The sequence below is a fragment of the Janibacter sp. Y6 genome, assembly GCF_040900765.1.
GTDB classification, from domain to species: domain Bacteria; phylum Actinomycetota; class Actinomycetes; order Actinomycetales; family Dermatophilaceae; genus Marihabitans; species Marihabitans melonis.
On the sequence record NZ_JAKLYZ010000002.1, the window covers coordinates 424,327 to 450,725 of the forward strand.

At 71.3% G+C, this 26,399-nt stretch carries 28 protein-coding genes; 19 read left to right on the plus strand and 9 right to left on the minus strand.

Annotated elements, in window-relative coordinates; all coding sequences use genetic code 11:
* Window positions 1-116: 116 nt before the first annotated feature.
* The 5 genes from L6241_RS06945 to trxA all read left to right on the plus strand — a co-directional run bounded on the left by L6241_RS06945 (window position 117) and on the right by trxA (window position 4,944).
* Window positions 117-1,961 (plus strand): hypothetical protein, encoded by a 1,845-nt coding sequence (locus L6241_RS06945; RefSeq protein WP_368245505.1) that lies wholly within the window; start codon window positions 117-119, stop codon window positions 1,959-1,961.
* A gap of 6 nt (window positions 1,962-1,967) precedes the next feature.
* Complete coding sequence (gene sigM, locus L6241_RS06950) at window positions 1,968-2,609, plus strand: RNA polymerase sigma factor SigM (protein WP_368245506.1); 642 nt, start codon at window positions 1,968-1,970, stop codon at window positions 2,607-2,609.
* Entirely contained in the window at window positions 2,606-3,421 is an 816-nt protein-coding gene (locus tag L6241_RS06955) for a hypothetical protein (RefSeq protein ID WP_368245507.1), read from the plus strand. Before sigM ends, L6241_RS06955 begins: the two co-directional genes overlap by 4 nt.
* A gap of 111 nt (window positions 3,422-3,532) precedes the next feature.
* Window positions 3,533-4,558 carry a thioredoxin-disulfide reductase gene (gene trxB, locus L6241_RS06960; protein WP_368245508.1) on the plus strand — a complete coding sequence of 342 codons (1,026 nt, stop codon included), beginning with the start codon at window positions 3,533-3,535 and terminating at the stop codon, window positions 4,556-4,558.
* Window positions 4,559-4,617: 59 nt separating this feature from the next.
* Complete coding sequence (trxA, locus tag L6241_RS06965) at window positions 4,618-4,944, plus strand: thioredoxin (protein ID WP_354588680.1); 327 nt, start codon at window positions 4,618-4,620, stop codon at window positions 4,942-4,944.
* Between the two features lie 92 nt (window positions 4,945-5,036).
* On the opposite strand, the gene L6241_RS06970 is transcribed toward trxA, so the two are convergent.
* The 8 genes from L6241_RS06970 to rpmH all read right to left on the minus strand — a co-directional run bounded on the left by L6241_RS06970 (window position 5,037) and on the right by rpmH (window position 11,416).
* On the minus strand, window positions 5,037-6,143 hold the full coding sequence (locus tag L6241_RS06970; protein ID WP_368245509.1) for a ParB/RepB/Spo0J family partition protein: 1,107 nt from the start codon (window positions 6,141-6,143) through the stop codon (window positions 5,037-5,039).
* On the minus strand, window positions 6,140-7,198 hold the full coding sequence (locus L6241_RS06975) for a ParA family protein (protein ID WP_368245510.1): 1,059 nt from the start codon (window positions 7,196-7,198) through the stop codon (window positions 6,140-6,142). The genes L6241_RS06970 and L6241_RS06975 overlap by 4 nt, the downstream gene beginning before the upstream one ends.
* 962 nt (window positions 7,199-8,160) lie before the next feature.
* Window positions 8,161-8,826: a 16S rRNA (guanine(527)-N(7))-methyltransferase RsmG gene (gene rsmG / locus L6241_RS06980; protein WP_368245511.1), complete on the minus strand. Its 666-nt coding sequence runs from the start codon at window positions 8,824-8,826 to the stop codon at window positions 8,161-8,163.
* A gap of 7 nt (window positions 8,827-8,833) precedes the next feature.
* On the minus strand, window positions 8,834-9,427 hold the full coding sequence (locus L6241_RS06985) for a protein jag (RefSeq protein ID WP_368245512.1): 594 nt from the start codon (window positions 9,425-9,427) through the stop codon (window positions 8,834-8,836).
* Between the two features lie 56 nt (window positions 9,428-9,483).
* Window positions 9,484-10,533, minus strand: coding sequence for a membrane protein insertase YidC (yidC, locus tag L6241_RS06990; RefSeq protein WP_068270880.1), 1,050 nt, complete (start codon window positions 10,531-10,533; stop codon window positions 9,484-9,486).
* Entirely contained in the window at window positions 10,530-10,892 is a 363-nt protein-coding gene (gene yidD, locus L6241_RS06995; protein ID WP_368245513.1) for a membrane protein insertion efficiency factor YidD, read from the minus strand. Before yidD ends, yidC begins: the two co-directional genes overlap by 4 nt.
* On the minus strand, window positions 10,889-11,266 hold the full coding sequence (gene rnpA, locus L6241_RS07000) for a ribonuclease P protein component (RefSeq protein ID WP_368245514.1): 378 nt from the start codon (window positions 11,264-11,266) through the stop codon (window positions 10,889-10,891). The genes yidD and rnpA overlap by 4 nt, the downstream gene beginning before the upstream one ends.
* Window positions 11,267-11,278: 12 nt before the next feature.
* Entirely contained in the window at window positions 11,279-11,416 is a 138-nt protein-coding gene (rpmH, locus tag L6241_RS07005) for a 50S ribosomal protein L34 (RefSeq protein ID WP_068270888.1), read from the minus strand.
* 458 nt (window positions 11,417-11,874) lie between these two features.
* Between rpmH and dnaA the strand changes: the two genes are divergently transcribed.
* The 8 genes from dnaA to L6241_RS07045 all read left to right on the plus strand — a co-directional run bounded on the left by dnaA (window position 11,875) and on the right by L6241_RS07045 (window position 20,082).
* Window positions 11,875-13,356 (plus strand): chromosomal replication initiator protein DnaA, encoded by a 1,482-nt coding sequence (gene dnaA / locus L6241_RS07010; protein ID WP_123093622.1) that lies wholly within the window; start codon window positions 11,875-11,877, stop codon window positions 13,354-13,356.
* 692 nt (window positions 13,357-14,048) lie between these two features.
* Window positions 14,049-15,182 (plus strand): DNA polymerase III subunit beta, encoded by a 1,134-nt coding sequence (gene dnaN, locus L6241_RS07015; RefSeq protein WP_068270893.1) that lies wholly within the window; start codon window positions 14,049-14,051, stop codon window positions 15,180-15,182.
* Between the two features lie 81 nt (window positions 15,183-15,263).
* Window positions 15,264-16,364, plus strand: a complete 1,101-nt coding sequence (gnd, locus tag L6241_RS07020; protein WP_368245515.1) for a phosphogluconate dehydrogenase (NAD(+)-dependent, decarboxylating) — start codon at window positions 15,264-15,266, stop codon at window positions 16,362-16,364.
* Window position 16,365: 1 nt separating this feature from the next.
* Entirely contained in the window at window positions 16,366-17,574 is a 1,209-nt protein-coding gene (recF, locus tag L6241_RS07025; protein ID WP_191681612.1) for a DNA replication/repair protein RecF, read from the plus strand.
* A complete protein-coding gene (locus tag L6241_RS07030) occupies window positions 17,571-18,194 on the plus strand; it encodes a DUF721 domain-containing protein (RefSeq protein WP_368245516.1) in 624 nt (207 codons plus the stop codon). The genes recF and L6241_RS07030 overlap by 4 nt, the downstream gene beginning before the upstream one ends.
* A gap of 152 nt (window positions 18,195-18,346) precedes the next feature.
* Complete coding sequence (locus L6241_RS07035) at window positions 18,347-18,715, plus strand: 2Fe-2S iron-sulfur cluster-binding protein (RefSeq protein ID WP_123093625.1); 369 nt, start codon at window positions 18,347-18,349, stop codon at window positions 18,713-18,715.
* Window positions 18,716-18,718: 3 nt separating this feature from the next.
* On the plus strand, window positions 18,719-19,648 hold the full coding sequence (locus L6241_RS07040; protein ID WP_368245517.1) for a catechol 2,3-dioxygenase: 930 nt from the start codon (window positions 18,719-18,721) through the stop codon (window positions 19,646-19,648).
* Window positions 19,645-20,082, plus strand: a complete 438-nt coding sequence (locus L6241_RS07045) for a heme-binding protein (protein ID WP_123093627.1) — start codon at window positions 19,645-19,647, stop codon at window positions 20,080-20,082. The genes L6241_RS07040 and L6241_RS07045 overlap by 4 nt, the downstream gene beginning before the upstream one ends.
* A 199-nt stretch (window positions 20,083-20,281) precedes the next feature.
* Here L6241_RS07045 and L6241_RS07050 read toward each other — a convergent pair whose 3' ends face one another.
* Window positions 20,282-21,229 carry an AraC family transcriptional regulator gene (locus tag L6241_RS07050; RefSeq protein WP_368245518.1) on the minus strand — a complete coding sequence of 316 codons (948 nt, stop codon included), beginning with the start codon at window positions 21,227-21,229 and terminating at the stop codon, window positions 20,282-20,284.
* Window positions 21,230-21,574: 345 nt separating this feature from the next.
* Between L6241_RS07050 and L6241_RS07055 the strand changes: the two genes are divergently transcribed.
* Genes L6241_RS07055 through L6241_RS07080 form a run of 6 tightly spaced genes read left to right on the plus strand, consistent with a single transcriptional unit; the run spans window position 21,575 to window position 26,399 of the window.
* Window positions 21,575-21,976: a hypothetical protein gene (locus L6241_RS07055; protein ID WP_251720055.1), complete on the plus strand. Its 402-nt coding sequence runs from the start codon at window positions 21,575-21,577 to the stop codon at window positions 21,974-21,976.
* Window positions 21,977-22,000: 24 nt separating this feature from the next.
* Window positions 22,001-23,008 carry a hypothetical protein gene (locus L6241_RS07060; RefSeq protein WP_368245519.1) on the plus strand — a complete coding sequence of 336 codons (1,008 nt, stop codon included), beginning with the start codon at window positions 22,001-22,003 and terminating at the stop codon, window positions 23,006-23,008.
* A gap of 10 nt (window positions 23,009-23,018) precedes the next feature.
* Window positions 23,019-23,309 carry an MmoB/DmpM family protein gene (locus L6241_RS07065; RefSeq protein ID WP_252976056.1) on the plus strand — a complete coding sequence of 97 codons (291 nt, stop codon included), beginning with the start codon at window positions 23,019-23,021 and terminating at the stop codon, window positions 23,307-23,309.
* Between the two features lie 14 nt (window positions 23,310-23,323).
* Window positions 23,324-24,922 (plus strand): YHS domain-containing protein, encoded by a 1,599-nt coding sequence (locus L6241_RS07070; protein ID WP_368245520.1) that lies wholly within the window; start codon window positions 23,324-23,326, stop codon window positions 24,920-24,922.
* A 1-nt stretch (window position 24,923) separates the two neighbouring features.
* Complete coding sequence (locus tag L6241_RS07075) at window positions 24,924-25,262, plus strand: phenol hydroxylase subunit P4 (protein ID WP_123093632.1); 339 nt, start codon at window positions 24,924-24,926, stop codon at window positions 25,260-25,262.
* Between the two features lie 42 nt (window positions 25,263-25,304).
* On the plus strand, window positions 25,305-26,399 hold the full coding sequence (locus tag L6241_RS07080) for an NADH:ubiquinone reductase (Na(+)-transporting) subunit F (RefSeq protein WP_368245521.1): 1,095 nt from the start codon (window positions 25,305-25,307) through the stop codon (window positions 26,397-26,399).

A 26,399-nucleotide genomic window follows, 5' to 3' on the forward strand; every position in this document is an offset into this window, starting at 1 on the left:
ACGGAAGGGGCCCTGACGTGCACGAAGTGCACCCGGGTACCACGCTCGGCAGGTACGCGATCGCTCGCCGTGCCCAGGAGCCCGTCACCGGCGACCCCTCGTCGGGGCAGCGGTGGGTGGCCCGCGACAGCGACCTCGAGCGCGACGTCGTGCTCCTCGTCCTGCCGCTCGACGACCCGCACACCGACGCCGCCCTCGACGCGGCCCGACGAGCCAGCGGGGTCGGTCACCCCGGTCTCACCCGCATCCTCGACGTCGACCACGACGACGAGCGCGCCTGGGTCACCGAGTCCTTCCGCGGCGACGACCGCTCCCTCGCCGAGCTCGCGACGCACGGGCTGCCCGCCGAGGAGGTCCGCCGGATCACCGGTGAGGTCGCCCTCGTGCTCGAGGCCGCGCGCAGCCGTGGGCTGCACCACCTCGCGATCAGCCCCGACAGCGTCTTCGTCGGCCCGGACGGGTCCGTGCGCGTGCGCGGCCTCGCCGTCGACGCCGCGCTGGCGGGCGTCGACGAGGAGGGTGACGAGGCCGCGGCGCTCGACGGCGCCGGTGTCGTCGCCCTGGCCTACGCCGGTCTCACCGGCAGCTGGCCGCTCCAGACCTCCACCTCGCTGCCGCCGGCACCGCGCGACGCCACCGGCGTGCTGCCCCCGTCGCACCTCGCGGTCGGCGTGCCGAGCGACCTCGACACGATCTGCCGCGAGACCCTCGCCGACGACGCCGGCCCCTCCTCGCCCGGCGACTACGCCGCCTCGGTCTCCCCGTGGTCGCGCACGCCCGTCGACGACGGCGCGGCCCAGCCCCTCGACGAGGCCGCGGCGGACGACGGGGCCGAGGCCCCCTTCGCCGATGCCCCCGCCTCTCCCGGGCCGGACGACACGCAGGTCATCGGGGTCACCCCGGCCGCCGGTCTCGCGGCCCAGGAGCACCGGAGCACCGCCGTCGACTCCGACGACGACGAGCCCACGCAGGCGATCTCGCGAGGCGCCACGGCTCCCTCGGACGAGCCCACCCAGGTGGTCTCGGCGGAGGGCTCCGACGAGCCCGGCGCCGCCCGGACCGGCCGCGGTGCCGCGGCGGGTGCCGCCGCCGTCTCGGTCGCCGGCGCTCTCGCCGGCGGTGGGAAGGTCCTCGGCGAGCGCGTCGGACGGGCCGCCCGGCGCACCCGCGAGCGCGCCGAGGAGGCTGCCGCGGACCGACGGGCGCAGCGTGAGGCGATCCGCAGCTCCGAGAGCCGCGACCGGGTGAGCCTGGGCAGCGCGGGCAGCCAGGACGACCTCGAGCCCCCGGCCCCGCTCCTGCCCGCTGACGCGGGCGAGCCGCCGAGCCGCGAGCAGTCGCGGGTCGTCATCGCGATCATGGCCCTCTTCGTCGTCGTCGCCCTCGTCGTCGGCGCGGTCGGGGTCTCGAAGATCGGCGACAACACCGACCTCAGCGCGATCTTCGGCTCGGACGCCCAGGGTGCTGACCCGGTGCGCCCCACGCAGTCCTCGAGCACCTCACGACCCTCGGGCGGTGGCAACGGCGCCCGCACCAGCGAGCCCATCCCGGTCATCGGTGCCATCGGCTACGACCCGAACGGCGACGGCGCGGAGCACAACTCCGAGGCCCAGCGCGTCTACGACGACGACCTGTCGACCTCGTGGACCACGGAGGGCTACGAGTCCCCGAACTTCGGCAACAAGGGCGGGGTCGGCATCGTCCTCGATCTCGGTCAGGCCCGCCAGGTCCGCAGCGCGACCCTCCAGCTGCCGCAGGCGACGACCGTCCAGGTCTTCGTCGGCGACGAGGCGGGCATCGCCGGCACGGAGCTGGGTCGCAGCGAGGGCAAGAACGGCTCGGTGACGATCACCGGCCGCTCCGCAGCCCGCGGGCAGTACGTGACGATCTGGTTCACGACGACGGTCCAGAGCGACGACGGCCGGCACCGCGCTTCGCTGGCCGAGGTCGTCCTGCGCTAGGCCGACGTGCGGGGGGCGCTGGACGAGGTCGACGACCGCGAGCTCGTGCGGCGGCACGTCGCCGGTGACCCGGACGCCTTCGGCGAGCTCTTCGCCCGTCACCGCGACCGCATGTGGGGCGTCGCCCTCTCGGTGTGCCGCGACCCCGAGCTGGCGGCTGATGCCGTCCAGGACGGCTTCCTCGCCGCCTTCCGCCGCGCGGAGGGATATCGCGGCGACGCAGCCGTGACGACCTGGCTGCACCGCGTCGTCGTCAACGCGTGCCTGGACCGTCTGCGCCGAGCGCGGCCGACGGACTCCCTCGACGAGCTCGACGAGCGGGCGTCGACGCGCCTGCCCTCGCGTCCCGACGGGACCGCGCAGGTCGACACCCGGCTGCTCGTCCAGGACGCCCTCGCCGCGCTGCCCGAGCCGCAGCGCCTCGTCCTCGTGCTCGTCGACATGCACGGCGTGCCGGTCGCCGAGGCCGCGCGCATGCTCGGTGTCGCCGAGGGCACGGTGAAGTCGCGGGGCAGTCGTGGCCGCGCCGCCCTGGCCGCCGTCCTGCGTGCGGGAACCCCAGACGGTGCCCGCACGTCAGATGACGAAGGGGGCATCGCGCCCCCGGGCCGCACGGGCCCCGCAGCGAGCGCAGGAGGTGAGGCATGACGCAGGACCCGCAGCGCCCCGACGAGGAGCGCGACGACGAGCACGTCCGCGCCCTGCTCGCCGACCTGCCGTCCGGTGACGAGCACCCGGCGATGCCGCCCGAGCTCGTCGCCCGCATCGAGGCCTCGCTGCACGAGGAGCGCCGACGACGACGTGCCGGCGCCACCGTCACGCCGCTCGCGACCCACCGGCGTCGGGCCGGGTCGTGGCTCCTCGGGGCGGCGGCCGCCGTCGTCCTCGTCACCGGCACCGGGTACGTCGCGAGCACGACGCTGCGCGGCGGAGCGGACAGCTCGGCAGGCTCCGGCGCGGGCGGAAGCGCCGGCGACGAGTCGGGCCCCGCGTCGACCCGCTCCGAAGACGGTGGTCTGACGGACGGGGACGAAGGGGTCGAGGACGCGCCCTCGCAGTCCGCGGAGAGCTCGACCAAGGCCTTCTCGGGGAACTCCGGTCGCTCCCCCTTCCAGAGCTCATCCCCCTTCGTGCTGACGATGACCGAGCGGCGCTACACCGAGGCGACGCTCGAGGACGGGGCCGCCCGGACGACGTCCGCGTGGACCCGGGAGCACCGGGGCGCCGTGGCCTACTCGTCGAGCTCGCCGACGCTCGGCCCGCTGACGACCGAGCGCGGGGCGCGGGACTGCCTGCGTCAGATCGGGGCGGGCGAGGTGCACCCCGTCCAGGCCGACGTAGGGACCTTCGACGGGCGGGCCGGCTTCCTCCTCGTCGCGGTCGGTGACGACGGCACCCGTGCCTGGGCCGTCGCCGCGGGCTGCGAGCCGATCTACGACACGAGCGTGCCGGTGCGCTGAGCGCCCCCTGGACATGCTGGCGGGCGGTCGGGAATCGCTCGCCTACGATGGGTGTTGAGCACGACAGACCCCAAGATCTACCCCTGCACCCACCATCCGAGGACTACATCTGTGACTGCCGACGTCCGTAACGTCATCATCATCGGGTCCGGTCCGGCCGGCTACACCGCGGCCGTGTACGCCGCCCGAGCCAACCTCGCACCCCTGCTCTTCGAGGGTGCGGTCACGGCTGGTGGCGCGCTGATGAACACCACCGAGGTCGAGAACTTCCCCGGCTTCACCGACGGGATCATGGGCCCCGACCTCATGATGTCGATGCGCGGCCAGGCCGAGCGCTTCGGGACCGAGATCGTCACCGACGACGTCGCCTCCGTGCGTCTCGACGGCGAGATCAAGGTCGTCACCGACTCCGAGGGCACCGAGCACCGCGCCCACGCGGTGATCCTCGCGATGGGCTCGGCCTACCGCGAGCTCGGTGTGCCTGACGAGAAGCGCCTGTCCGGCCACGGCGTCAGCTGGTGCGCCACGTGCGACGGCTTCTTCTTCCGCGACCAGGACATCGCGGTCGTCGGTGGTGGCGACTCCGCGATCGAGGAGGCGACCTTCCTCACGAAGTTCGCCCGCTCGGTGACGATCGTCCACCGCCGCGAGGAGCTGCGCGCGAGCAAGATCATGGCCGACCGCGCCCTGGGCAACGACAAGATCCGTTTCGCGTGGAACTCCGAGGTCTCGGCGATCCACGGGCAGGACAAGGTCTCCTCGATCACCCTTCGCGACACCCAGACCGGGGCGGAGCGCGACCTCGAGGTCACCGGCCTCTTCGTCGCCATCGGTCACGACCCCCGCAACGAGCTGCTCACGCAGACCGCCGACGCGACGAAGGTCGCCCTCGACACCGAGGGCTACGTCCTCGCCGAGGGTCGCTCGACCCGCACGAACCTCGACGGGGTCTTCGCCTGCGGCGACCTCGTCGACCACACCTACCGCCAGGCCATCACGGCCGCCGGGTCCGGCTGCTCCGCAGCTCTGGACGCCGAGCGGTGGCTCGCCGAGCGCGAGGAGGCCGGGGCACCGGCCGCCGACCAGTCGCTCATCTCTCAGGAGGACCCGGTCGAGGGCACTGTCGGCGTCCGCTGACATCCTCCACTCCCTCCCCCTTCGTCACCCCGACGCACACCCCGACCGGAAGGATCACCATGGCTGGCACCAAGCCCACCACCGACGCGACGTTCGAGCAGGACGTCCTGGGCAGCGAGACCCCCGTCCTCGTCGACTTCTGGGCGCCCTGGTGCGGCCCGTGCCGCGCGGTCGCGCCGGTGCTCGAGGAGCTCGCCGGGCAGTACGACGGCAAGCTGTCGATCGTCAAGCTCAACACCGACGAGAACCCCGAGATCACTTCGCGCTACGGGATCACCTCGATCCCCACGATGCACGTGTACAAGAACGGCGAGATCGTCAAGACGCTCGTCGGCGCGATGCCGAAGCCGAAGCTCGTCAAGGAGCTCGAGCCCTTCATCGGCTGACCTCAGGACCACCTGACGAAGGGGGACCCACCGCCTGGTGGGTCCCCCTTCGTCATGCCGAGAACCGTTGCGCTGCAACGGATCTCGCGTCGTCAGACGATGTGCGTGCTGTCCATGCCGATCCGCTCGAGGATGCGCGTGAGGTCGTCCATCGAGGCGAACTCGATCGTCATCCGGCCCTTCTTGGCGCCCATCGAGATCTTCGCGCGGGTGTCGAGGTGGTCGCTCACCGCGGCGCCGAGGTCGTCGAGCTCGGGGGCGGGCAGGCGCGGGGAGGAGCGGCGCGCCTCGCGCTCGGGTTCCATGCCGAGCGCGACGATCTCCTCGACGGTGCGCACGGACAGGCCCTCGGCGACGATGCGCTGCGCCAGGCGCTCCATGCTCGCGCCGTCGGGCAGGGAGAGCAGAGCGCGGGCGTGCCCGGCCGAGAGCACGCCGGCGGCGACGCGGCGGGCGACGAGCGGGGGCAGGCGCAGCAGGCGCAGCGTGTTGCTGATCTGCGGGCGGGAGCGGCCGATGCGGGTGGCCAGCTCGTCCTGGGTGCAGCCGAAGTCGTCGAGCAGCTGCTGGTAGGCGGCCGCCTCCTCGAGCGCGTTGAGCTCGGAGCGGTGGAGGTTCTCCAGCAGCGCGTCGCGCAGGAGGTCGTCGTCCTCGGTAGCCTTGACGATCGCGGGGATGCTCTCGCGGTCCGCAGCGCGGGTCGCCCGCCAGCGACGCTCGCCCATGATGAGCTCGAAGCGCACGCCGTCCTGCGCGTCCGCGCCCTCGGGGAGGGGACGCACGACGACCGGCTGCAGGACACCGATCTCGCGGATCGAGTGCACCAGCTCGGCCATGTCGTCCTCGTCGAAGACGGTGCGCGGCTGACGCGGGTTGGGCCGGATGGCGTCGACGGGGATCTCGGCGTAGTGGGCACCGGGGACGGGCGCGAGACCGTCCTGCGTCGGGGCCGGCTCGGGGTGCTCCACGTGGTGCGGGGCGTCGTGCGCCGCGGTGGGCTCGCCCATCGGGGCCTTCTGCGCGGCGGCGAGCATGCCCGCAGCGGTGTTCGGGGCGCTCGAGCCGTCCGTGGGTGCGCCTGCGGCGGGACTCGCGTCCCGCTCGGCGAAGAAGACGTCGACCGGCCGGCTGCGCGCCGTGCTGGCGTCGGGGATGAGGGCGCCGAGCCCACGTCCGAGTCCGCGTCGCTTCTCGCTCATGCCTGGCCGTCCTGTCCGTCGGTGCCGACCCCGCGGTCGGCGATCTCAGCTGCGGCCTCGAGGTAGGCCAGGGCCCCAGAGCTCTGGGGGTCGTACGTGATGACCGTCTGACCGAAGCTCGGGGCCTCGGAGACCCGGACGGAGCGCGGGATCGTCGCCCCGATCACCTCGTCGGGGAAGTGGGTGCGGACCTCCTCGGCGACCTGGCGCGAGAGGTTCGTGCGGCCGTCGTACATCGTCAGCAGGATCGTCGAGACGTGCAGCTCGGGGTTGAGATGCGTCTGGATGAGGTCGATGTTCTTGAGCAGCTGCGAGAGGCCTTCGAGCGCGTAGTACTCGCACTGGATGGGGATGAGCACCTCCTGCGCGGCGACGAAGGCGTTGACCGTCAGCAGGCCGAGGCTCGGCGGGCAGTCGACGACGACGTAGTCGATGCGTCGCTCACCACGCGCGGCCCGGGTGCGGGCGAGCTGGTCGAGGGCGCCGCGCATCCGCGACTCCCGGGCCACGAGGGAGACGAGCTCGATCTCGGCCCCCGCGAGGTCGATCGTCGCGGGCACGCACCACAGGCCGTCGACGTCGGGGCAGGGCTGCATGACGTCGGCCATCGGCGTGCCTTCGATGAGCACGTCGTAGATGCTCGGGACCTCGGCGTGGTGGTCGATGTTGAGCGCCGTGCTCGCGTTGCCCTGCGGGTCGGTGTCGACGAGCAGGACCGTCAGGCCGTTCTGCGCGAGGGCGGCGGCGAGGTTGACGGCGGTCGTCGTCTTGCCGACCCCGCCCTTCTGGTTGGAGACGGTGATGACGCGGGTGCGGTCCGGCGTGGGGAAGGTCTTCGACGCCAGACGGGCGCGGGCGCGTTTGTCGGCGTTCACCGCGGCGAGGACCGGTGACTCGTCCTCTGCCGCGTCGTCCACGGCCGCGCCCTTGGGCACGTCCTCGGCGTCCACCTCGTCGCTCGGCGCCGACGTTTCACGTGAAACAGGACTCGCGGCGGCCTGCTCGGGCGACGCGCCGCTCGGTGCAACCGATGTGTCCGGCGTGCGCGGCGTCACCCGCTCTCCCTGCCAGCCGATGGGCTCGGACTCCGAGGGGGCCGGCAGTGCGGGCCACCCCATCCCTGGGACGACCTGACGACCGGTGGGTCGATCAGTGGGTGCGGCGTCGTGCACGCTCTCTCCGTTCCTCGATGAAGCCGTTCCATTCAACGTCACCGGGCGACGACACGCCAAAGCGGGTAGATGGGCTCGTGCGTCAGGCCGGTGTGCGTGTGTTTCACGTGAAACACGACGCCTGGCGTACAACCCATCTCGCGCGTGCGGTCCGGGCTTACGAGGTAGGCGCATCATGTTTCCCGTGAAACATCAGCGTGCCAGAGCTCTCCTGGCGTCTCCCGGGCCTGGATCTTCTCGCTGGCATCGCACAGAGCACGACACGCCCCAACCTCGATCACGAAGACGGTTGCTGGTCGAGGTGCGAAGGGCGCCCCGCGCCCTAGCCTCGAGACCACCGGACCACAGGCGTCGTGTTGACCATCCGTCGCGGCTTCGGAGCTCAGCACGTCGACCGTGAGCCCATCGCGACCGTCCCGGGTGGTTTCGAGGCTCCTTCGTCGCACCTCGACCACCAACACCGTTGCTGGTCGAGGTGCGAAGGGCGCCCAGCGCCCGAGCCTCGAGACCACCGGGCCGGCCCCTGCGGACAGTGGCTCGAGACCCTTCCGCCGCACCTCGACCACGGCCGACTTCGACCTGACGTCGATACGTCCACCTGACACGGGATATACCGCGTGCCAGGTGCACGTGCCGACGTCAGGCGCCATCCAGAGGATCGCGGGTGAGACCGCGACGACCGTAAGCCGTCGCGACTGGGTCGGGTGGTTTCGAGGCTCCTTCGTCGCACCTCAACCACCACGGACTTCTTCCGCGCACCTCAATCACCACCAGCCCTCACCCCGCCCCAGACGCGGGACGGCCCGTGTTTCACGTGAAACACGGGCCGTCGGTGCGGAGGGGGGTCAGCGGCGGCGGGGGCGCTTCGTCCCGGGCTTGCGGGGGGTGACGGTGCAGTCGACCGTCGTCGTGGGCTCGGGGAGCACCGCGGCGCCGTGCTCGCTCACCGCGGCGGCGGTCATGCCGAGCCTGCGCAGGGTCGGCATCACGGCGTCGAGCTCCTCTTGCGCGGAGCGGCCCTTCATCGCGACGAGCTGCCCGCCGTCGTCGAGCAGCGGGAAGCACCAGCGGGCGAGCTTGTCGAGCCGGGCCACGGCGCGCGCGGTGACGAAGGGGCCGCTGAGCACCCCGTGCATCTCCTCGGCCCGCGCACGGTGCACCGTGACGTTCTCCAGAGCCAGGTCCGCGACGACACCGTCGAGCCACTCGGTCCGCCGCATCATCGGCTCGACGAGGTGGATCTCGAGATCGGGACGGGCGATCGCCATCGCGACGCCGGGCAGACCAGCACCGCTGCCGACGTCGACGACCCGGGCCCCGCTGGGGAAGGCGTCCTCGATCACCGCGCAGTTGAGGATGTGCCGCTCCCACAGGATCGGCACCTCGCGCGGACCGATGAGCCCGTGGCTCACCCCGGTGTCGGCGAGGATGTCGGCGAAGGCCGTGGCGCGCGGAAGGCGCTCACCGAAGAACCGGTGAGCGCCTTCCGTGGCCTCAGGGGCGTGGTCCACGAGCAGCTCAGGCGTCGGCGTCGGCCGACGCGTCCTGCTCGTCGTCGGCCTCGGCCTGGGTGCCGGCCTCGGGGATGACGACGACGTAGCGCCGCGGCTCGGTGCCCGAGGACTCCGAGCTCAGACCGGAGGCGAGGACCTCGTCGTGGACGACCTTGCGCTCGAAGGCCGACATCGGCTCGAGCGAGATCTCCTCGCCGGACTCCCGCGAGCGGCGCACAGCGTCGCGGGCGATCTCGACGAGCTCGGCGCGACGGCCGGCGCGGTGACCGGCGATGTCGAGCATGAGGCGGCTGCGCTCACCGGTGGCCGACTGCACGGCGAGGCGCGTCAGCTCCTGGAGCGAGTCGAGGACCTTGCCGTCGCTGCCGATGAGGCGACGCGGCACGCGGCCGTCCTCGGAGTCGACGATGGCCACCGCGGCCCGGTCGCCGTCGATGTCGAGGTCGATGTCGCCGTCGAGGTCGCAGATGTCGAGCAGCGTCTCGAGGAAGTCGGCGGCGACCTCCCCTTCGCGCACCAGTGCGGACTGACGCGTACCCGCGGGCGCCTGGCTCGAGGCCTCCTCGGTCGTCGTCTCGGGGGTCGTGGTCTCGGTCATGGGTGGTGCTCCTGTCGCAGGCAAGTCGGGCGCAGCGCCCGGGGGACGAAGGGGGATCAGCTGTCGTTGCGTGGGTTCTTCGTGGCGGTCGCCGTCGACGACGAGCCAGGGGGCGGGCCGGGCTTCTTCTTCGTCCCGTCCTTCTTCGAGCGCTTCTTGCTCTTGGGCTGCACCCGCTGCCCGGAGATGACGCCCTTCTCGCGGAGCTCCTCGGCCATCTCGGCGTCGTGCTCCCGCTCGCGCTCCTCCTCGGGGGTGTCCAGCGGCTTGCCGGCCTTGCGGCGACGCTCGTGCATCGCCTTCTCCGCGGCCGAGCCCGGCGCGGGCATGCGGCGGATGACGTAGAACTGCTGGAGCATCGTCCACAGGTTCGTCGTGAACCAGTAGATGAGGACACCGATCGGGAAGTTGATGCCGGAGACGGCGAAGATGATCGGGAAGAGGTAGAGCATGATCTTCTGCTGCTGGGCGAAGGGGCCCTCGAGCGCAGCGGTCGGCATGTTCTTGCGCATCAGCTGGTGCTGGGTGGTGAAGGTCGTCGCCGACATGAGGATGATGAGGACGACCGTGACGATCTGGACGTTGAGCGTGTTCGCGCCCAGGAAGATGTCGGAGAGCTGGGCCCCGAAGATCGTCGACTTCTCGGCCTCGGCAGCCAGGGCCTTGGTCAGCGGTCCGATGGGCTGACGCTCGCCGCTGGCGATCTCGTCGAGGCCGTTGAGGACGCGGAAGAGGCCGAAGAAGAAGGGCGACTGCACGAGGATCGGCAAGCATGACGCGAGCGGGTTGGTGCCTGTCTCCCGGTAGAGAGACATCATCTCCTGCTGCATCTTCTGCTGGGACTCGGGGTCCTTCTTGCCCTTGTACTTCTTCTGGATCTTCTGCATCTCGGGCTGGATGAGCTGCATCTTGCGCGAGGCGTGGATCTGCTTGACGAAGAGCGGGATGAGCGCCGCACGCATGACGAGCACGAGACCGACGATGGACAGCGTCCACGTCCAGCCGTTGTCGCTCGGCAGACCGATGACGACGAGCAGCTTGTGCCACAGGACGATGATCCAGGCGACCAGCCACTCGAAGGGATACATGATGTCGCTGAAGCTCACGGGGAGGTGATCCTTCGCTGTCGGGGTGCGCCGAGGCGGCGCCGGGAGGTCTGGAGATCGGCCTCGCTGAGGGCCGGGGTGTCGTCACCCAGCCGCGGCCGGGTCAGCTCGGGCGAGCCGCGCTCGGCCCACGTGTCGGGCACGAAGTCGACACCTCCGTGCGACCACGGGTGGCAGCGTCCGATCCGGTGCGCCGCGAGGTACCCACCACGCACCGGCCCGAAGCGGCGCAGCGCGGTGACGGCGTACGCCGAGCACGTCGGGTAGTACCGGCACCGGGCCGGCAGGAGCGGGGAGAGGTAGCGCTGGTAGCCCCGGACGAGCAGGACGAAGGGGGCCGCAGCCCGGCTCCCGCTCATGGCGTGGGCTCCGTGGGAGAGGGCTCGGTCAGGCCCAAGGAGGCCAGGGCCGAGCCGAGGGTGCGGCCGATCTGCGCGGAGGTGGCGCTCCCGGAGGCGGGGTTGGCCCGCAGCACGAGATCGGTCCCGCTCGGCACGGCCGGCAGGAGGGGCGCCACCTGGGCGCGCAGCCGACGCTTGACCCGGTTGCGCACGACCGCGTTGCCCACGGCCTTGGACACGACGACACCGACGCGCGGTGGCAGTGCCGACCGCGCGTCGGTGTGACGGGCGTGGACCACGAGCAGCCGCGAGCCCTGGCGTCGAGCGCCGGAGCCACGGACCGTCGCCGTGAACTCCCCGCGCTCCGTCAGCCGGTGTTGCGCGGGCAACACGGGAGGGTCTGCTCAGGCGGAGAGCTTGGCGCGCCCCTTGGCGCGGCGGTTGGCCAGGATGGCGCGGCCGGCGCGGGTGCGCATGCGCAGACGGAAGCCGTGCGTCTTGGCGCGGCGACGGTTGTTCGGCTGGAAGGTGCGCTTGCTCATCGCGGTACTCCATGTGTCGTCGGACGATCGGGCACGTCCGGGTGGGGTTCGTGGATCAGCCGCGATCGGAGGCCCACGTGGCTCGTCCGCGGGGGGCGCGCGATCATGGGCATGCGAAAGCGGCCGATCAGGCCGTCTGCCAGGTTACGGCAGCCCGCTCGACCCGGTCAAACCACGCGAGGGAGCACGCGCGGGCGCGACAAACACCCCAGGGTGCCAGCACCGGCTTCGGCCGCACCCGCGACACGCCGACGACATCTCGCAGTTGTGCCGACCGGCTTGCCGGGGGGACGCCGAGTTGTTAGCGTCGCCCTTCATCCCCCTCGGTACCCACAGCCTGTGGACAAGCGTGTGGACACCGGTCTGCCGTGGACGCGAGGATGACGACGACATGTCCGTCGCCCCCGCGGCGAGACCGGCCGGACCGACCGAGGTGGTAGAGCGTGGCTGACGCCGACATGGACTTCGCACAGGTCTGGCGCTCCACCCTCGACTCCCTCGACGCCGACGGCGTGCCCGTGGGCCGCCGCGCCTTCCTCACCCACGCCCAGCTCGTCGGCCTCCTCGACAGCACCGCCCTCATCGCCGTGCCCGACGACTTCAGCAAGGAGTTCGTCGAGCAGCGCCTGCGGATGCAGCTGACCCAGGCCCTGTCCGCCCAGCTCGGGCAGGAGGTGCGGATCGCGGTGACCGTCGACCCGGACCTGCACCAGGACGGCGAGGACCACCTGCCGGAGTCCTCCGCCGACGGGTCGCCGCGCGACGAGGCGGACGTCCTCCCCCTTCGCCAGGGTCTGGCCACGCAGGACCCGCTGCCGGTCGGCGACCCGATGACGACGCGCGAGACGGCGGCCGCCAACGCGGGCCGCGCCGGGCGCGGGACGACCCAGCCCGAGAGCGTCGAGCTGACCCGGCTCAACCCGAAGTACCTCTTCGACACCTTCGTCATCGGATCGAGCAACCGCTTCGCCCACGCCGCCGCCGTCGCGGTCGCCGAGGCGCCGGCCAAGGCGTACAACCCGCTCTTCATCTACGGCGAGTCCGGGCTGGGCAAGACCCACCTGCTCCACGCGATCGGTCACTACGCGCGCAACCTCTACCCGCACGTCAAGGTGCGCTACGTGAACTCCGAGGAGTTCACCAACGACTTCATCAACAGCATCCGCGACGACAAGGCGGCCGCCTTCCAGGCCCGCTACCGCGACGTCGACGTGCTGCTCATCGACGACATCCAGTTCTTGTCGGGGAAGATGCAGACGCAGGAGGAGTTCTTCCACACCTTCAACACGCTGCACAACGCCAACAAGCAGGTCGTCATCACCAGCGACGTCAAGCCCAAGCTGCTCCAGGGCTTCGAGGAGCGCATGCGCAGCCGCTTCGAGTGGGGGCTGCTCACCGACGTCCAGCCGCCCGACCTCGAGACGCGGATCGCGATCCTGCGCAAGAAGGCCATCCAGGAGCGCCTGTCGGTGCCCGACGAGGTCCTCGAGTTCATCGCCAGCCGGATCTCGACGAACATCCGCGAGCTCGAGGGCGCGCTCATCCGCGTCACCGCCTTCGCCAGCCTCAACCGGCAGCCGGTCGACCTCGGTCTGGCCCAGATCGTGCTCAAGGACCTCATCCCCCACGAGGCGCCCAACGAGATCGATGCCGCGACGATCATGGCGCAGACCGCGGCCTACTTCGGCCTGACGATCGAGGACCTTCAGGGCGCCTCGCGCAGCCGCGTGCTCGTGACCGCCCGGCAGATCGCCATGTACCTGTGCCGCGAGCTCACCGATGCCTCGCTGCCCCAGATCGGCAAGCTCTTCGGCGGGCGCGACCACACGACCGTCATGCACGCGAACCGCAAGATCGGCGAGCTCATGGCCGAGCGGCGCGCGATCTACAACCAGGTCACCGAGCTGACCAACCGCATCAAGCAGCAGGCGAACAGCTAGACCGCCGTGCCGGCGCCGCCGCGAGACCCGACGACGGGTCGCGGCCGTCCTGGCGACCCTGTCCACGGCAGTTGTCCACACCTGTGTGAAGAGTGCCCTTCCTCTGCCGTCCCCACCGCCGGCGACCGGGTCGAGGCACGTTGTCCCCCGAGTTGTCCACAGATCCACAGGCTGTGGACAACTCTGTGCACCCAGCGATCGCGGTGCGGACGCGGGCAACACGCCCGGTCCCGTCCACAACATCCCCACGAGCCGCACGTGTCCACACACCTGTGGACAGCGGCCACCACGGTCACGCGCCCCGGACACCACAAGATCGGTGCACATCCCTGCGGACGAGCCTGTGGACAGATGTGGACGGACCGAGAGGGCATGAGGACGCCCCGTCGTCGTCCACATCCCCCACGCGTTCGTGCACATCTGCGTCGACAGGTCGTCCACACCCCACGGCGGACGCAGATCGGCCCCACGAGCGGGTTGCAGGCCCCTCGCAGCGGGTTGTCCCCACTGTCCACACGACCTATGACAACGATGAGTCCTCTCCACCTCATCTCTCGTCCCCACGCATGGCGGACCGACCTGCTGTGGATCTAGGGTTGGGCTCCCGTGCGGTGATCATGCGAGCCGAGACGGGTGACACACTTGTCATCGCACACGCGCGGAGGCTCCGCGCGGGAAATGGGTAGGTACTCGTGAAGTTCCGCGTCGAGCGTGACGTCCTCGCCGAGGCGGTCACCTGGGTTGCTCGTGGTCTGCCGGCCCGCCCGCCGGTCCCCGTCCTCGCCGGTGTCCTCGTCTCCGCCGACGAAGGGGGGACGGTCACCCTCTCGGCCTTCGACTACGAGGTCTCCGCCCGGATCACCGTCGCCGCCGACGTCGAGGAGTCCGGCACCGTGCTCGTGCTCGGCCGTCTGCTCGCCGACATCTCCCGCAACCTCCCGGGCCGACCCGTCGACGTCTCCACCGAGGGCACGAAGGTCCAGGTGACGTGCGGCAGCTCGCGCTTCGCCCTCCTGCAGATGCCTGCCGACGAGTACCCCACGCTGCCCACCGCGCCCGAGGGCTCGGGCTCGATCGACGGCAGCGTCTTCACCCAGGCCGTCGCCCAGGTCTCCATCGCCGCCGACCGCGGCGACTCGCTGCCGATCCTCACCGGTGTGCGCGTCGAGGTCGACCGCGACCGGATGACCCTGCTCGCCACCGACCGCTACCGCCTCGCGATGCGCGAGATCACGTGGTCGCCGCGGACCTCCGACGCCAGCCACGTCGCCCTCATCCCGGCACGGACCCTCTCCGAGACCGCCCGCTCGCTCGGTGCCGTCGGCACGATCGACGTCGCCCTCGGCAGCGCGGCAGGCGGTGACGGGCTCGTCGGCTTCGAGGCAGGGCAGCGCCGCACGACCTCTCGGCTGCTCGACGGCGAGTACCCGAAGGTCGCCAAGATCTTCCCGACGAGCAGCGAGACCGAGGCCGTCATCGCGACCGCGGATCTCATCGAGGCGGTCAAGCGCGTCGCCCTCGTCGCCGAGCGGACCACCCCGGTGCGCCTGCGCTTCTCCGAGGGCCAGCTGGCCATCGAGGCCGGTACCGGCGAGGACGCCCAGGCCTCCGAGGCGCTCGAGGCGAGCGTCACCGGCCCGGACATCGCCGTGGCCTTCAACCCCGGCTACCTCCTCGACGGGCTCGGGGTGCTCGGCACCGAGTGGACCCGGATGTCCTTCACCGGCGCGCTCAAGGCCGCGATGATCACGGGTCAGACGAGCCAGGACGGCGAGCTCGACACGACCTACCGCTACGTCCTGCAGCCCGTGCGACTCGCCGGCTGACCCCCCTTCGCCCGGCCCGCCGCGCGCGGGCGGGGCACCCCGCACCCCCGACCCGAACGTCGACACACCAAGGAGCACCTCATGCAGCTGGGACTCATCGGCCTGGGCAAGATGGGCGGCAACATGCGCGAGCGCATCCGCCGCGCCGGTCACGAGGTCGTCGGGTACGACCGCGACCAGTCCATCTCGGACAGCACGAGCGTCCAGGACATGATCGACCAGCTCGAGCCGCCCCGGGTCGTGTGGGTCATGGTGCCGGCTGGTGACATCACCCGCTCCGTCGTCGCCGACCTCGCCGAACGCCTCGACGAGGGCGACCTCGTCATCGACGGCGGCAACTCCCGCTTCAGCGACGACGCCGTGCACGCCGAGATGCTCAAGGCGCAGGGTGTCGGGTACCTCGACTGCGGGGTGTCCGGCGGCATCTGGGGTCTCGAGAACGGCTACGGCCTCATGGTCGGCGGGCTGAAGAAGCATGTCACCCGGGCGATGCCGATCTTCGACGCGCTGCGCCCCGAGGGCCCGCGCGACGAGGGCTTCGTGCACGCCGGTGCCGTCGGCGCCGGCCACTACGTGAAGATGGTCCACAACGGCATCGAGTACGGCCTCATGCACGCCTACGCCGAGGGCTACGAGCTGCTCGAGAAGAAGGACATCGTCACCGACGTGCCCGGTGCCTTCAAGGCGTGGAGCCGTGGCACCGTCGTGCGCTCCTGGCTGCTGGACCTCATGGTCAAGGCGCTCGAGGAGAACCCCACGCTCGACGACGTCTCCGACTACACCGCCGACTCGGGCGAGGGCCGCTGGACCGTCGAGGAGGCCATCGCCAACTCCGTGCCCATGCCCGTCATCTCTGCCTCGCTCTTCGCCCGCTTCGCCTCGCGCCAGGACTCCAGCCCGACGATGCAGGCCGTCGCCGCGCTGCGCGGCCAGTTCGGCGGGCACCAGGTGATGACGACCGCCGAGGGCGAGCAGCTGCGCGCCGAGGCCGCGACCGGTCCGAAGGACGCGAAGACCACTCAGCGCAAGGCCGCGAAGAAGGAGAAGCCGACGAAGGACGCCGGCACCGCGCAGGCGAAGGGGCGCAAGGCCGCCTCGGCCGGGCCCTCCTCGGGCAGCGGCAGCACCGGCGGCTCGAAGGGCCCGACGTCGGGCACCCGCTCCACCCGCAGCTCCAGCTGAGGTGCACGTCCGGCACCTCACGGTCGGGGACTTCCGCAGCTACGCGGCGGCCGATCTCGCCCTGGAGCCGGGCATCACGACCCTCGTCGGGCTCAACGGCCAGGGCAAGACCAACCTCGTCGAGGCGATCGGGTACCTCGCGACCCTCTCGAGCCACCGGGTGAGCACCGACCAGCCGCTCGTGCGGGTCGGTGCCGAGCGGGCCATCATCCGTGCCGCGGTGGTGCGCGACGGTCGCGAGCAGGTCGTCGAGCTCGAGATCAACCCGGGCCGGGCCAACCGGGCCAAGCTCGGGCGCTCGCCGCTCCCCCGCACCCGGGACGTCCTGGGCACCGTGCGCTCCGTGCTCTTCGCCCCCGAGGACCTCGCGCTCGTCAAGGGCGACCCCGACCAGCGCCGCCGCTTCCTCGACGACCTGCTCGTCCAGCGCCAGCCGCGCTGGGCCGGGGTCCGGGGCGACTACGACAAGGTCGTGCGCCAGCGCTCGGCGCTGCTCAAGCAGGCCGGCGCCGACAAGCGCGGCCGTGGCCGTCGGGCCCGGGTGCCCGAGGGCGTCGACCCGGGCGCCGCCCGGGAGGAGGCGATGCGCACCCTCGACATCTGGGACGACCGGCTCGCCACCGTCGGCGCACAGCTGCTCTACGCCCGCCTGCGTCTGCTCACCGACCTCGTCCCCCACCTCACCCAGACCTACGGCGAGGTGAGCGCCAGCGTCAGCGAGGCGACCGCCCGCTACCGCTCCTCGATCCCCGGCCCGGTCGGCGAGGCGCTCGCCGAGGGCTTCGAGAGCGCGCAGGACGTGCCGCCGGTCGAACGGCTGCGTGAGGAGCTGCTCGAGGGGATGGCCCAGGTCCGTGATCAGGAGCTCGACCGCGGCGTGAGCCTCGTCGGGCCGCACCGCGACGACATCACCCTGGCGCTGGGAGAGATGCCGGCGAAGGGGTACGCGAGCCACGGCGAGTCGTGGTCCTTCGCCCTCGGGCTGCGCCTCGCCGCCTACCGCCTGCTCCAGCACGACCTCGACGACGACCCCGTCCTCGTCCTCGACGACGTCTTCGCCGAGCTCGACTCGGGCCGCCGGACCCGCCTCGCGGGTCTCGTCGCCGGCTCCGAGCAGGTGCTCATCACCGCCGCCGTCGGGGCCGACGTGCCGGAGGAGCTCAGCGGTGCCCGCTTCGCGGTGACGAAGGGCGAGGTCAGCCCGGCATGAGCGGGTCGAGCGAGGAGCCCGGGACCGGGGCGCACGGAGGTCTCGGCGCCGGTCACGACCACGCCGCGCAGGACGAGGGTGCCGCGCAGGACGAGGGTGCCGCGCAGGACGAGGCGCTCGGCGAGGTCGAGGACGCCGCGGCCACGGCCCTGTGGCGGGCGCGGGCCGTCGCCGCGGGCCGCGGGCTGCGCCCGGGCATGAAGCCGCGCCGACGCCGGGTGCGTCGGGGGATGGAGCCGGAGGGGTCGGCGATCCCCACCGGGCGCGACCCCGAGCTGCTCGGCGACCAGATCGAGCGGATGATCGCCGACCGCGGGTGGCGCACCGACGTCGCGGCGGGCTCGGTGATGTCGCGCTGGCCGGATCTCGTCGGGTCGCAGGTCGCCGAGCACAGCGCTCCGGTGTCCTTCGAGGACGGCGTCCTCACGGTGCGCGCGGACTCGACGGCGTGGGCCACCCAGCTGCGGCTGCTCACCTCGAGCATCCTCGGCCGGCTCGCGGAGGAGGTCGGCCCCGAGACGGTGGTCGAGCTGCGGGTCGTCGGGCCGAGCGCACCGTCGTGGAAGAAGGGCCCGCGCCGGGCCCCGGGCATGCGCGGCCCGCGCGACACCTACGGCTGAGCCGGGCGAGCCGCCGGTCGCCGCCCACGGAGGCGGTCCTGGCCCGACGTTCCGCACGCGCGAACGCGCGTGGAGGCTCCCCCCTTCGCCCGGGCACTCTCACGGGGAGAGCGGCGCTGGTGCCGCCGTCGACCGACCGCGAAGGAGCGCCGGTGCCCCACGTGTCCATCCCCGCGCTGGACGAGGTCGTGTACCTCGAGCCGGATGAGACGGTGCTGTCCGGCCTGTACAAGGCCGGGTACGCCTACACCGTGGGGTGCAAGCGCGGGGGCTGCGGCATCTGCAAGCTCGACGTCCTCGAGGGCGACTTCACCTACAACCGGCCGGTCGCCGACTCCGTCGTGAGCGCGGACGAGCGCACCGACGGGACCTGCCTGAGCTGCCGAGCCGTCCCGGACTCGGACATCACCATCCAGATGCGCACGAGCGAGCTGCGCCTGGTCAACCCGATCCTCCGCCAGATCAACGCCAAGGCGCGCGAGCGCGCCCAGGCGCTGGCGGCCGGCACCGAGAAGGAGTAACCCATGGGAATCATGCGTCTGGGGTACGCGCACGTGCGCGTCACCGACATGGCCGAGGCCAAGGACCACTACGCGAGCACGCTCGGCCTGTACGAGACCCACTCGGACACGGCCGCCGACGGTGCCAAGCGCACCTTTTACAAGGGCTGGGACGAGTGGGACCACCACTCCCTCGTCCTCGAGGAGGGCGGCGTCGGCGTCGTCAAGTACGGCTGGAAGGTCGAGCACGAGTCCGACATCGACGACATCGAGTCCAAGGCGAAGGCCTTCGGCCTGACCGTCGAGCGGATGGCGAAGGGGGAGAACCCCGAGATCGGCGACGGCATCCGCTTCACCACCCCGAGCGAGCACGTCTTCGAGGTCTACCACCAGGCCACGGCGTACGGCACCGAGGTCGGCTCGCACAACCCCGACGCCTTCCCCCGTCACCTCGTCGGTATCGGCGCCCCCGCGCTCGACCACTCGCTCATCACGACCGAGGACCCGAAGCTCATGGAGCGCATGCTGGGGGACGTCTTCGGCTTCTACGCGACCGAGCGGGTGCAGACCAGCCTCGACGAGGACCACGACCTCGTCGGCACGTGGATGACGTCGAACAACCAGATCCACCAGCTGGCGGTCATCGGCGGACCGCAGGGCAAGCTGCACCACTTCGCCTTCCGCCTCGACAGCTGGAACGACGTCGGCCGTGCGGCGGACCTCATGACGATGGACGACGTGCCGATCGACGTCACCCCGACCCGCCACGGGATCACCCGCGGCCAGACGGTCTACTTCTTCGACCCGTCGGGCAACCGCAACGAGGTCTTCTCCGGCGGCTACCTCGCCTTCCCGGACCGCCCGACGACGGTGTGGACGGTCGACCAGATCGGCAGGGGGATCTTCTACCACTCCCGCGAGCTCAACGAGCGCTTCACCACCGTCCTGACGTGAGCGGGGCGCACGACGCGCACACCCGGACGTCGGCGACGCTCACGCTCGCCGGCGCCCGGGCCGCGGTCGACGCCGCGCTGACGCAGGCCGCCGCGATCGGGGCGTCGATGAACGTCGCGGTCGTCGACCCCGGCGGCGCCCTGCTCGCCTTCGCCCGGATGGACGGGGCCTTCGCCGGATCCGGCGACATCGCGAGGGACAAGGCGCGCACCGTCGTCTGCTTCGGCGGGGCCCCGACCGACGAGCTGTACGCGGCGATCGAGGGCGAGCCCGCGGTCCGCGACGGCATCGCCGGTCGTGAGGGCGTCGCGGCCTTCGGCGGCGGCGTCCCGGTGGTCGTCGACGGCGAGCTCGTCGGCGCCGTCGGTGCCTCGGGCGGGAGCGCAGCGCAGGACAAGCAGGTCGCCCAGGCCGGCGCCGACGCCGTGCGCTGACCCCCTTCGCCCCCGCGCTACGGCGCAGTACTGGTCGCGATCACGACCAGTACTGCGTGGTAGCCCGCGGCAGAGCGGGGGGCATCGCGACCCAGGACGTACGAAGGGGGACCCACCAGGTGGTGGGTCCCCTTCGGCATGCCCGGGGTGGGCTGCGCGAAGGGGTGGGGCGGGCGAAGGGACGGAGGGGGCGAAGGGGTCAGGCGGCGCGGGCGGCGGTCTGGCTCGGCAGCTCGCCGAAGCGGCGCTTGTAGTCGGCGGCGAAGCGGCCCATGTGGTGCAGGCCCCAGCGCATCGCGACATCCGTGACCGGGCGGGCGCCGGCGGCGAGGTCGACGCGCACCCGGTCGAGGCGCAGGTCGTGCAGGTAGGCCAGCGGCGAGGTGCCGACGTGCTCGCGGAAGGCCTGCTGCAGCCGGCGCACGCTGCACCCGGCGATCTCGGCGAGGTCGGCCGGCGACCACGGCCGGGCGGGGTCGGCCTCCATCGCCTCGATGACACGGTGGACCGGACGCGGGCGGGTGCTCGCCGCCGCCTCCTCGGGGACGGCCGCGAGGAGCAGGCCGGTGACGAGCATGCTTGCGACCGACTCGGCGACCCGCGGGTCCTGGTAGAGCACGCCGCCGCAGTCGCGGGCGTTGCGCAGGGTCGAGCGCGCCATCCCCACCCACGCCCGCCCCTCGGGCCCGGTGAGGTCGACGACGCGGGGCAGGGCCAGGCCCTTGCGCGCGAGGACCCGCTCGGCCTCGCGGGCGAGGTAGTCCTCGTCGACGCGCAGCCCGAGGATCACGCTGTCGGGGGTCCACGACGGCAGCCGGGCCGGGGTGTCGGCGGGGAAGGTCGCGGCCTGCCCGGGGGTCGTCGTCACCCGGGAGGAGCCGAGCACCGATTCCATCGACCCGCGCACCTGGAGGTTGATGGCGATGCCGCCCGGGTGCTCGCTGACGATCTCGACCGTGCCGCCGAAGCGCATGTGCGCGAGGCGCACGAGGGAGAGGTCGACGACCTCGAGCTCGGTGCGGGCCGGCAGGTCCGCGGACCCCGCCGCCCGCGGCCGCAGGGCATGGGGGAAGTAGGCGTTGGCGACCGCGTCGTGCACGCCCTCCCAGTCGGAGAAGGTGGGCGTGCTCTCGTGGAGGTGCCGCATCGCACCTCACCTCCTTCGTCTCGTGAGTATGAGCACCCGGGGGGTACCCGGGGAAGCGATCACCGAGACGCGTTCCGCACCGGGGAACGTCATCGGGACGCCAGGACCGACGCGGGACGCCGGCGCGAAGGGGGCGGGAAGCCCGCCCGTGAGGGTGGGTGCGCTCCCCGGACAGCGGCTGCGCTCAGCGGATCGTGCCCGCGCCCACCCGCTCCTAACGTCCCTCTCACGCCGTGCAACGACGCCGGCGACGTGCCCTCCCTTCGCCGGGAGCCACGCAACGCAACGGACCGAGGAGTCAGCACGATGACCCCCTTCATGCTCCGAGTGGCAGACGTGGTCGGCGTGGACGCCGACGACCAGCCCGACGTGGGCGCGATCGCGCCGATGCCGACCACCCGCATCAGCCAGCGGATCTCCACGGGCACCGGCGCCGACCGGCACGTCGCCATCCGCTCCCTCGCCGAGCAGCTGCTGTGCGAGGCCAACGCGGTGCTCGGCCCGCAGCGCCACCACCTCTCCCTCGTCGACGAGACGCTGCCCAGCGAGCTCGCCTTCGAGGTGCGCATGGACGAGCGGGCCGCCCGCATCTCCACCACCTTCGAGGACGGCATCGCCTACGGGCGCCTCGTCGGCCAGGGCTTCGACAGCGAGCTCCCGCAGGAGCTCGACAGCGCGGACGCCCTGCCCGACCTGCTCGTCCGACTCATCGTCGAGGCCGGGGCGCACCGCCCCGTCGCCTCCTGACCCACGCCCACCCAGGAGGACACCGTGCAGTACGAGCTGAAGACGCAGGTCATCGAGACCCAGCGCCACACCTTCGACCACGTCGCCGCGATCTTCGGCGACCGGCCGGCCACCCGGTACCAGGAGGGCTCGGTCAACATCCAGCCCAAGGAGAACTTCCACTACGCCCCGATGTGGGCGCCGCAGGCCCAGCTGTTCGGCGACGACTTCAGCGCCTTCGCCCTCAGCGACCCCAACGCCTTCCTCGACCCGCGGCAGTACTACTACGCGCCGTACGTCGCCAACCGCGCCGAGGCCTACGACAGCTTCAAGACCTCGCTGGACTACATCGAGGACCGCGACCTGCTCGGCCGGCTGCCCCAGGACTGGAAGGACGTCGTCTCCGAGGTCGTCATCCCGATGCGCCACTACGAGAGCGGCGCGCAGCTGATCCTCACGGCGGCGGCCCGCTTCAGCAACGGCTCGGCCCTGGCCCAGTGCCTCAGCTACGCCGGCTTCGACCGCACCGGCAACGCCCAGGTCATCTCCCGGATCGGCATCGCACTGGGCGGCGGCACGGCCGACCAGCTCGCGACGGCGAAGACGACGTGGCTCGAGGACGATGCGCTGCAGCCGCTGCGCGAGCACATGGAGAAGACGATCTGCGTCGACGACTGGGGCGTCGGGCTCGTCACCCTCTACGTCCTCGACGAGATGCTCTACGACCTGCTCTACGTGCACCTCGAGGACAAGGCCGTCACCGGAGGCGCAGCGGCGTACTCGCTGGCGATGCAGCACCTCGCCGGCTGGCTCGCCGAGCAGCGCACGTGGATCGAGAAGCTCTTCGTCACGTGGCGCGAGGACCCGCAGACCGGTGCGAAGAACACCGAGCTGCTCGCCTCGACCGTCGAGGAGGCCCTCGGCTCGGCCGAGATCGCCCTTCGCCCCGTCGCCGAGAAGATCGACCGCCTGCTCGACGCCGGCGCCGTCGAGGCGCTTGCGGCCAAGGCCGAGCAGCTGCGCGCCGCCCACGTCGTCCCCACGACCGCCTGAGGAGGCACCCATGAGCGAGACCACCCAGACGCGCAAGGTCGGCGTCGACATCCAGGAGTCGGAGAACAACCGCGGGGTCATCGAGGCGATCGAGGCCGACAACCCCGAGGCCGAGCTCACCCATTCGCCCGGCCTCGTGCGCATCGCCGCCCCCGGCCGCCTCGTCATCCGGCAGGCCACGGTCGAGGAAAAGCTCGGCCGCCCGTGGGAGACCCACGAGTTCCAGGTGGCCATCGTCAGCTACTTCGGACACATCCAGGAATGGGATGACGACGAGATCGTCATCGCCTGGGACCACTGAGAGGACCGATCATCATGACCATCGCCCCGAAGAAGACCCGCAAGCTCTCGATGAAGTCGCGCTACCAGGCGCTCACCCGTGACCTGGACTGGGAGCCGAGCTACGTCGAGAAGGACGAGATGTTCCCCTACCTCGAGTTCGAGGGGATCAAGATCCACGACTGGGCGGCCTGGGAGGACCCCTTCCGCCTGACGATCGACGCATACTGCAAGTACCAGGCCGAGAAGGACAAGCGCCTCTACGCCGTCCTCGACGGCTTCGCCCAGGGGCAGGGCCACCTCTCCCTCACCGACGCGAACTACCTCAACGCGATGAAGCTCTTCATCCAGGGTGTCACGCCGCTGGAGTACGCGGCCCACCGCCACTTCGCCTTCCTCGCGCGTCACCTCGCCGGTCCTGGCCCCCGCTTCGCGGCGATGTGCCAGTCGATCGACGAGATGCGTCACTTCCAGACCGAGACGCACACGCTGAGCAACTACAACAAGTACTACGGCGGCTTCCACAACTACGTGCAGATGTACGACCGCGTCTGGTACCTCTCCGTCCCGAAGTCCTTCTTCGACGACGCCCTCACCGCCGGCCCCTTCGAGTTCCTCATCGCCGTCGGCTTCTCCTTCGAGTACCTGCTGACCAACCTGCTCTTCGTGCCCTTCATGTCGGGGGCGTCCTTCAACGGCGACCTGCCGACGATGACCTTCGGCTTCTCGGCGCAGTCCGACGAGTCGCGGCACATGACGCTCGGCCTCGAGGCGATCAAGTTCATCCTCGAGCAGGACGAGGACAACGTCCCGATCGTCCAGGCGTGGGTCGACAAGTGGTTCTGGCGGGGCTACCGCGTCACGGCGCTCATCGCCCAGATGCTCGACTACATGCTCCCGCGCAAGGTCATGAGCTGGAAGGAGAGCTTCGAGCTCTACTTCGAGGAGCAGATGCTGGGCGGTCTCTTCAAGGACCTCGAGTTCTACGGGATCCGCCCGCCGAAGCACGTCGACGACGCGATCGCCGAGAAGGACATCCTCAGCCACGAGGTCTACTGGACGCTCTACCAGTTCGCCTTCGCCGCGTCCTTCACGACGACCGTCCCCGACGACGAGCACCTGCAGTGGCTCTCCGACAACTACGGCGAGGCCTTCACCAAGGACTTCCTCCCGCTGTGGGAGAAGGAGAAGAAGATCGTCGCCGAGGGCGGGCGCACCTTCTACCGCGGGCTGCCCCAGCTGTGCCAGGTCTGCCAGGTGCCGATGCTCTTCCGCGCCACCGACGGCTCGGACGAGATCGTCCAGCGCGAGTCCGAGCACGAGGGCGAGCTGTACAACACCTGCTCCGACGGCTGCCAGTGGATCTTCGAGCGCGAGCCCGAGAAGTACGTCCAGGCCTGGCTGCCCGTGCACCAGATCTTCCAGGGCGCGTGCGGCGGTCCGAGCGTGCCCGAGGTCCTCGACTGGTACGGCCTGCAGGAGGGCGACGGTGGCGAGTACATCGGCTCCGTCGACCACCAGAACTGGGAGAAGTGGCACGGCCGCGGCACCGCCGCCGACGACGGCACCGCCGCCGACGCCACAGCTGCCGCCAACGACGACGCGGCCGCCGTGGCCGCCGAGGGGAGGAGCTGAGATGGCTCTGAAGACGATCGGTGCGTACGACTTCCCGTCGCGCTCGCGCCAGGAGCTCTACGGCGAGGACCAGATGGTCCACGTGTGGTGGCGCGACAACCCGTGGCTGTGCTCCGCGGTGACGCAGCGGGCCCCGCGCTCGATGACCTTCGGCGACTTCTGGTCGCAGCTCATCGTGCCGTGGGCGGGCACCGACCCGGAGCTCGCCGAGGGCAAGGACTGGAGCGACTTCGAGTGGACCCTCGGGGGCGAGCCCTTCGCCCCCGACCCGCAGAAGTCGCTCGCCGACCTCGGCATCGCCCACAAGGCCACGCTGTCCATGCGGGGCGCGGCCGCCTGAGCGCGGCCGCCCCGGCGGTACCCACGAAGAGCGAGGACTGTCATGACGCGGTACACCATCACCGTCGAGCCGCTCGGTCGCGAGATCGAGTGCGACGAGGACCAGACCATCCTGGAGGCCTGCCTGCGCAACGGCGTGTGGCTGCCCCACTCGTGCACCCACGGCACCTGTGCCACGTGCAAGAGCGAGTGGCTCGACGGTGAGGTGGACCACGGCCAGGCCAGCTCCTTCGCGCTCATGGACTTCGAGCGCGAGGAGAAGCTGCTCACCTGCTGCGCCAAGCCTCGCTCCGACGTGACGATCGAGGCCGACCTCGACGTCGACGAGGACCTCGAGGTCTTCCCCGTCGACGACTACACGGGCACGGTCACCGTGCTCGAGGACATCGCGACCGACACCCGCCGCCTCGTCGTCGAGCTCGACCGCGAGATGGGCTTCAACGCCGGGCAGTACATGAAGCTGCTCGTCCCCGCGTGCGCGGACGGCCCCGAGGTCGACCGCACGTACTCGATGGCCAACCCGCCCACGCAGACGAGGACCCTCGAGTTCCACATCCGCAAGGTCGAGGGCGGGCGCGGGTCGGACGGCTGGGTCTTCAAGGACCTCGCCGTCGGCCAGCAGATCAAGCTCTCCGGGCCGTACGGGCGCTTCGTGCTCAAGACCGGCGACGACCGCCACGGGATCATGGTCGGCGGCGGCACCGGGATGGCCCCGATGAAGTCGATGGTGCGCCACGCCCTGGAGAACGGCGAGTACGAGGGCGAGCTGACCCTCTACGCCGGTGGCCGCTCCCGCGCCTGGCTCTACGACGTCGACGTCTTCCGGGCGCTCGAGGAGGAGCACGAGGGCTTCACCTTCCGCCCGTGCCTGTCCGACGAGACCCCCGAGGAGGTCGCCGCCTCGGGCGACGACCCCGACCGCTACGGCTACGGGCTGGTGACGGACGTCATCGCCGCCGACCACGACAAGCTCTCCGGCTGCGCCGGGTACCTGTGCGGCCCGCCGCTCATGGTCGAGTCGGCGCTCAAGGTCCTCATGTCCAAGCGGCTCTTCCCCCGCGACATCTACCGCGAGGACTTCTTCAACGAGGCCGACAAGGTCGACGGCGGCCTCAAGTCCCCCCTGATCAAGAGGTGA

What these genes read in the sequence shown, in the direction of transcription:
- L6241_RS06985 (WP_368245512.1), bottom strand. Translation starts at nt 9,427, where the DNA reads ATGACCGAGACCACGACCCCCGAGACGACGACCGAGGAGGCCTCGAGC.
- L6241_RS07070 (WP_368245520.1), top strand. Translation starts at nt 23,324, where the DNA reads ATGACCATCGCCCCGAAGAAGACCCGCAAGCTCTCGATGAAGTCGCGC.
- trxA (WP_354588680.1), top strand. Translation starts at nt 4,618, where the DNA reads ATGGCTGGCACCAAGCCCACCACCGACGCGACGTTCGAGCAGGACGTC.
- dnaA (WP_123093622.1), top strand. Translation starts at nt 11,875, where the DNA reads ATGGACTTCGCACAGGTCTGGCGCTCCACCCTCGACTCCCTCGACGCC.
- L6241_RS07075 (WP_123093632.1), top strand. Translation starts at nt 24,924, where the DNA reads ATGGCTCTGAAGACGATCGGTGCGTACGACTTCCCGTCGCGCTCGCGC.
- L6241_RS07050 (WP_368245518.1), bottom strand. Translation starts at nt 21,229, where the DNA reads ATGCGGCACCTCCACGAGAGCACGCCCACCTTCTCCGACTGGGAGGGC.
- yidD (WP_368245513.1), bottom strand. Translation starts at nt 10,892, where the DNA reads ATGAGCGGGAGCCGGGCTGCGGCCCCCTTCGTCCTGCTCGTCCGGGGC.
- L6241_RS06970 (WP_368245509.1), bottom strand. Translation starts at nt 6,143, where the DNA reads ATGAGCGAGAAGCGACGCGGACTCGGACGTGGGCTCGGCGCCCTCATC.
- L6241_RS07065 (WP_252976056.1), top strand. Translation starts at nt 23,019, where the DNA reads ATGAGCGAGACCACCCAGACGCGCAAGGTCGGCGTCGACATCCAGGAG.
- rpmH (WP_068270888.1), bottom strand. Translation starts at nt 11,416, where the DNA reads ATGAGCAAGCGCACCTTCCAGCCGAACAACCGTCGCCGCGCCAAGACG.
- L6241_RS06955 (WP_368245507.1), top strand. Translation starts at nt 2,606, where the DNA reads ATGACGCAGGACCCGCAGCGCCCCGACGAGGAGCGCGACGACGAGCAC.
- L6241_RS07080 (WP_368245521.1), top strand. Translation starts at nt 25,305, where the DNA reads ATGACGCGGTACACCATCACCGTCGAGCCGCTCGGTCGCGAGATCGAG.
- L6241_RS07030 (WP_368245516.1), top strand. Translation starts at nt 17,571, where the DNA reads ATGAGCGGGTCGAGCGAGGAGCCCGGGACCGGGGCGCACGGAGGTCTC.
- gnd (WP_368245515.1), top strand. Translation starts at nt 15,264, where the DNA reads ATGCAGCTGGGACTCATCGGCCTGGGCAAGATGGGCGGCAACATGCGC.
- L6241_RS07040 (WP_368245517.1), top strand. Translation starts at nt 18,719, where the DNA reads ATGGGAATCATGCGTCTGGGGTACGCGCACGTGCGCGTCACCGACATG.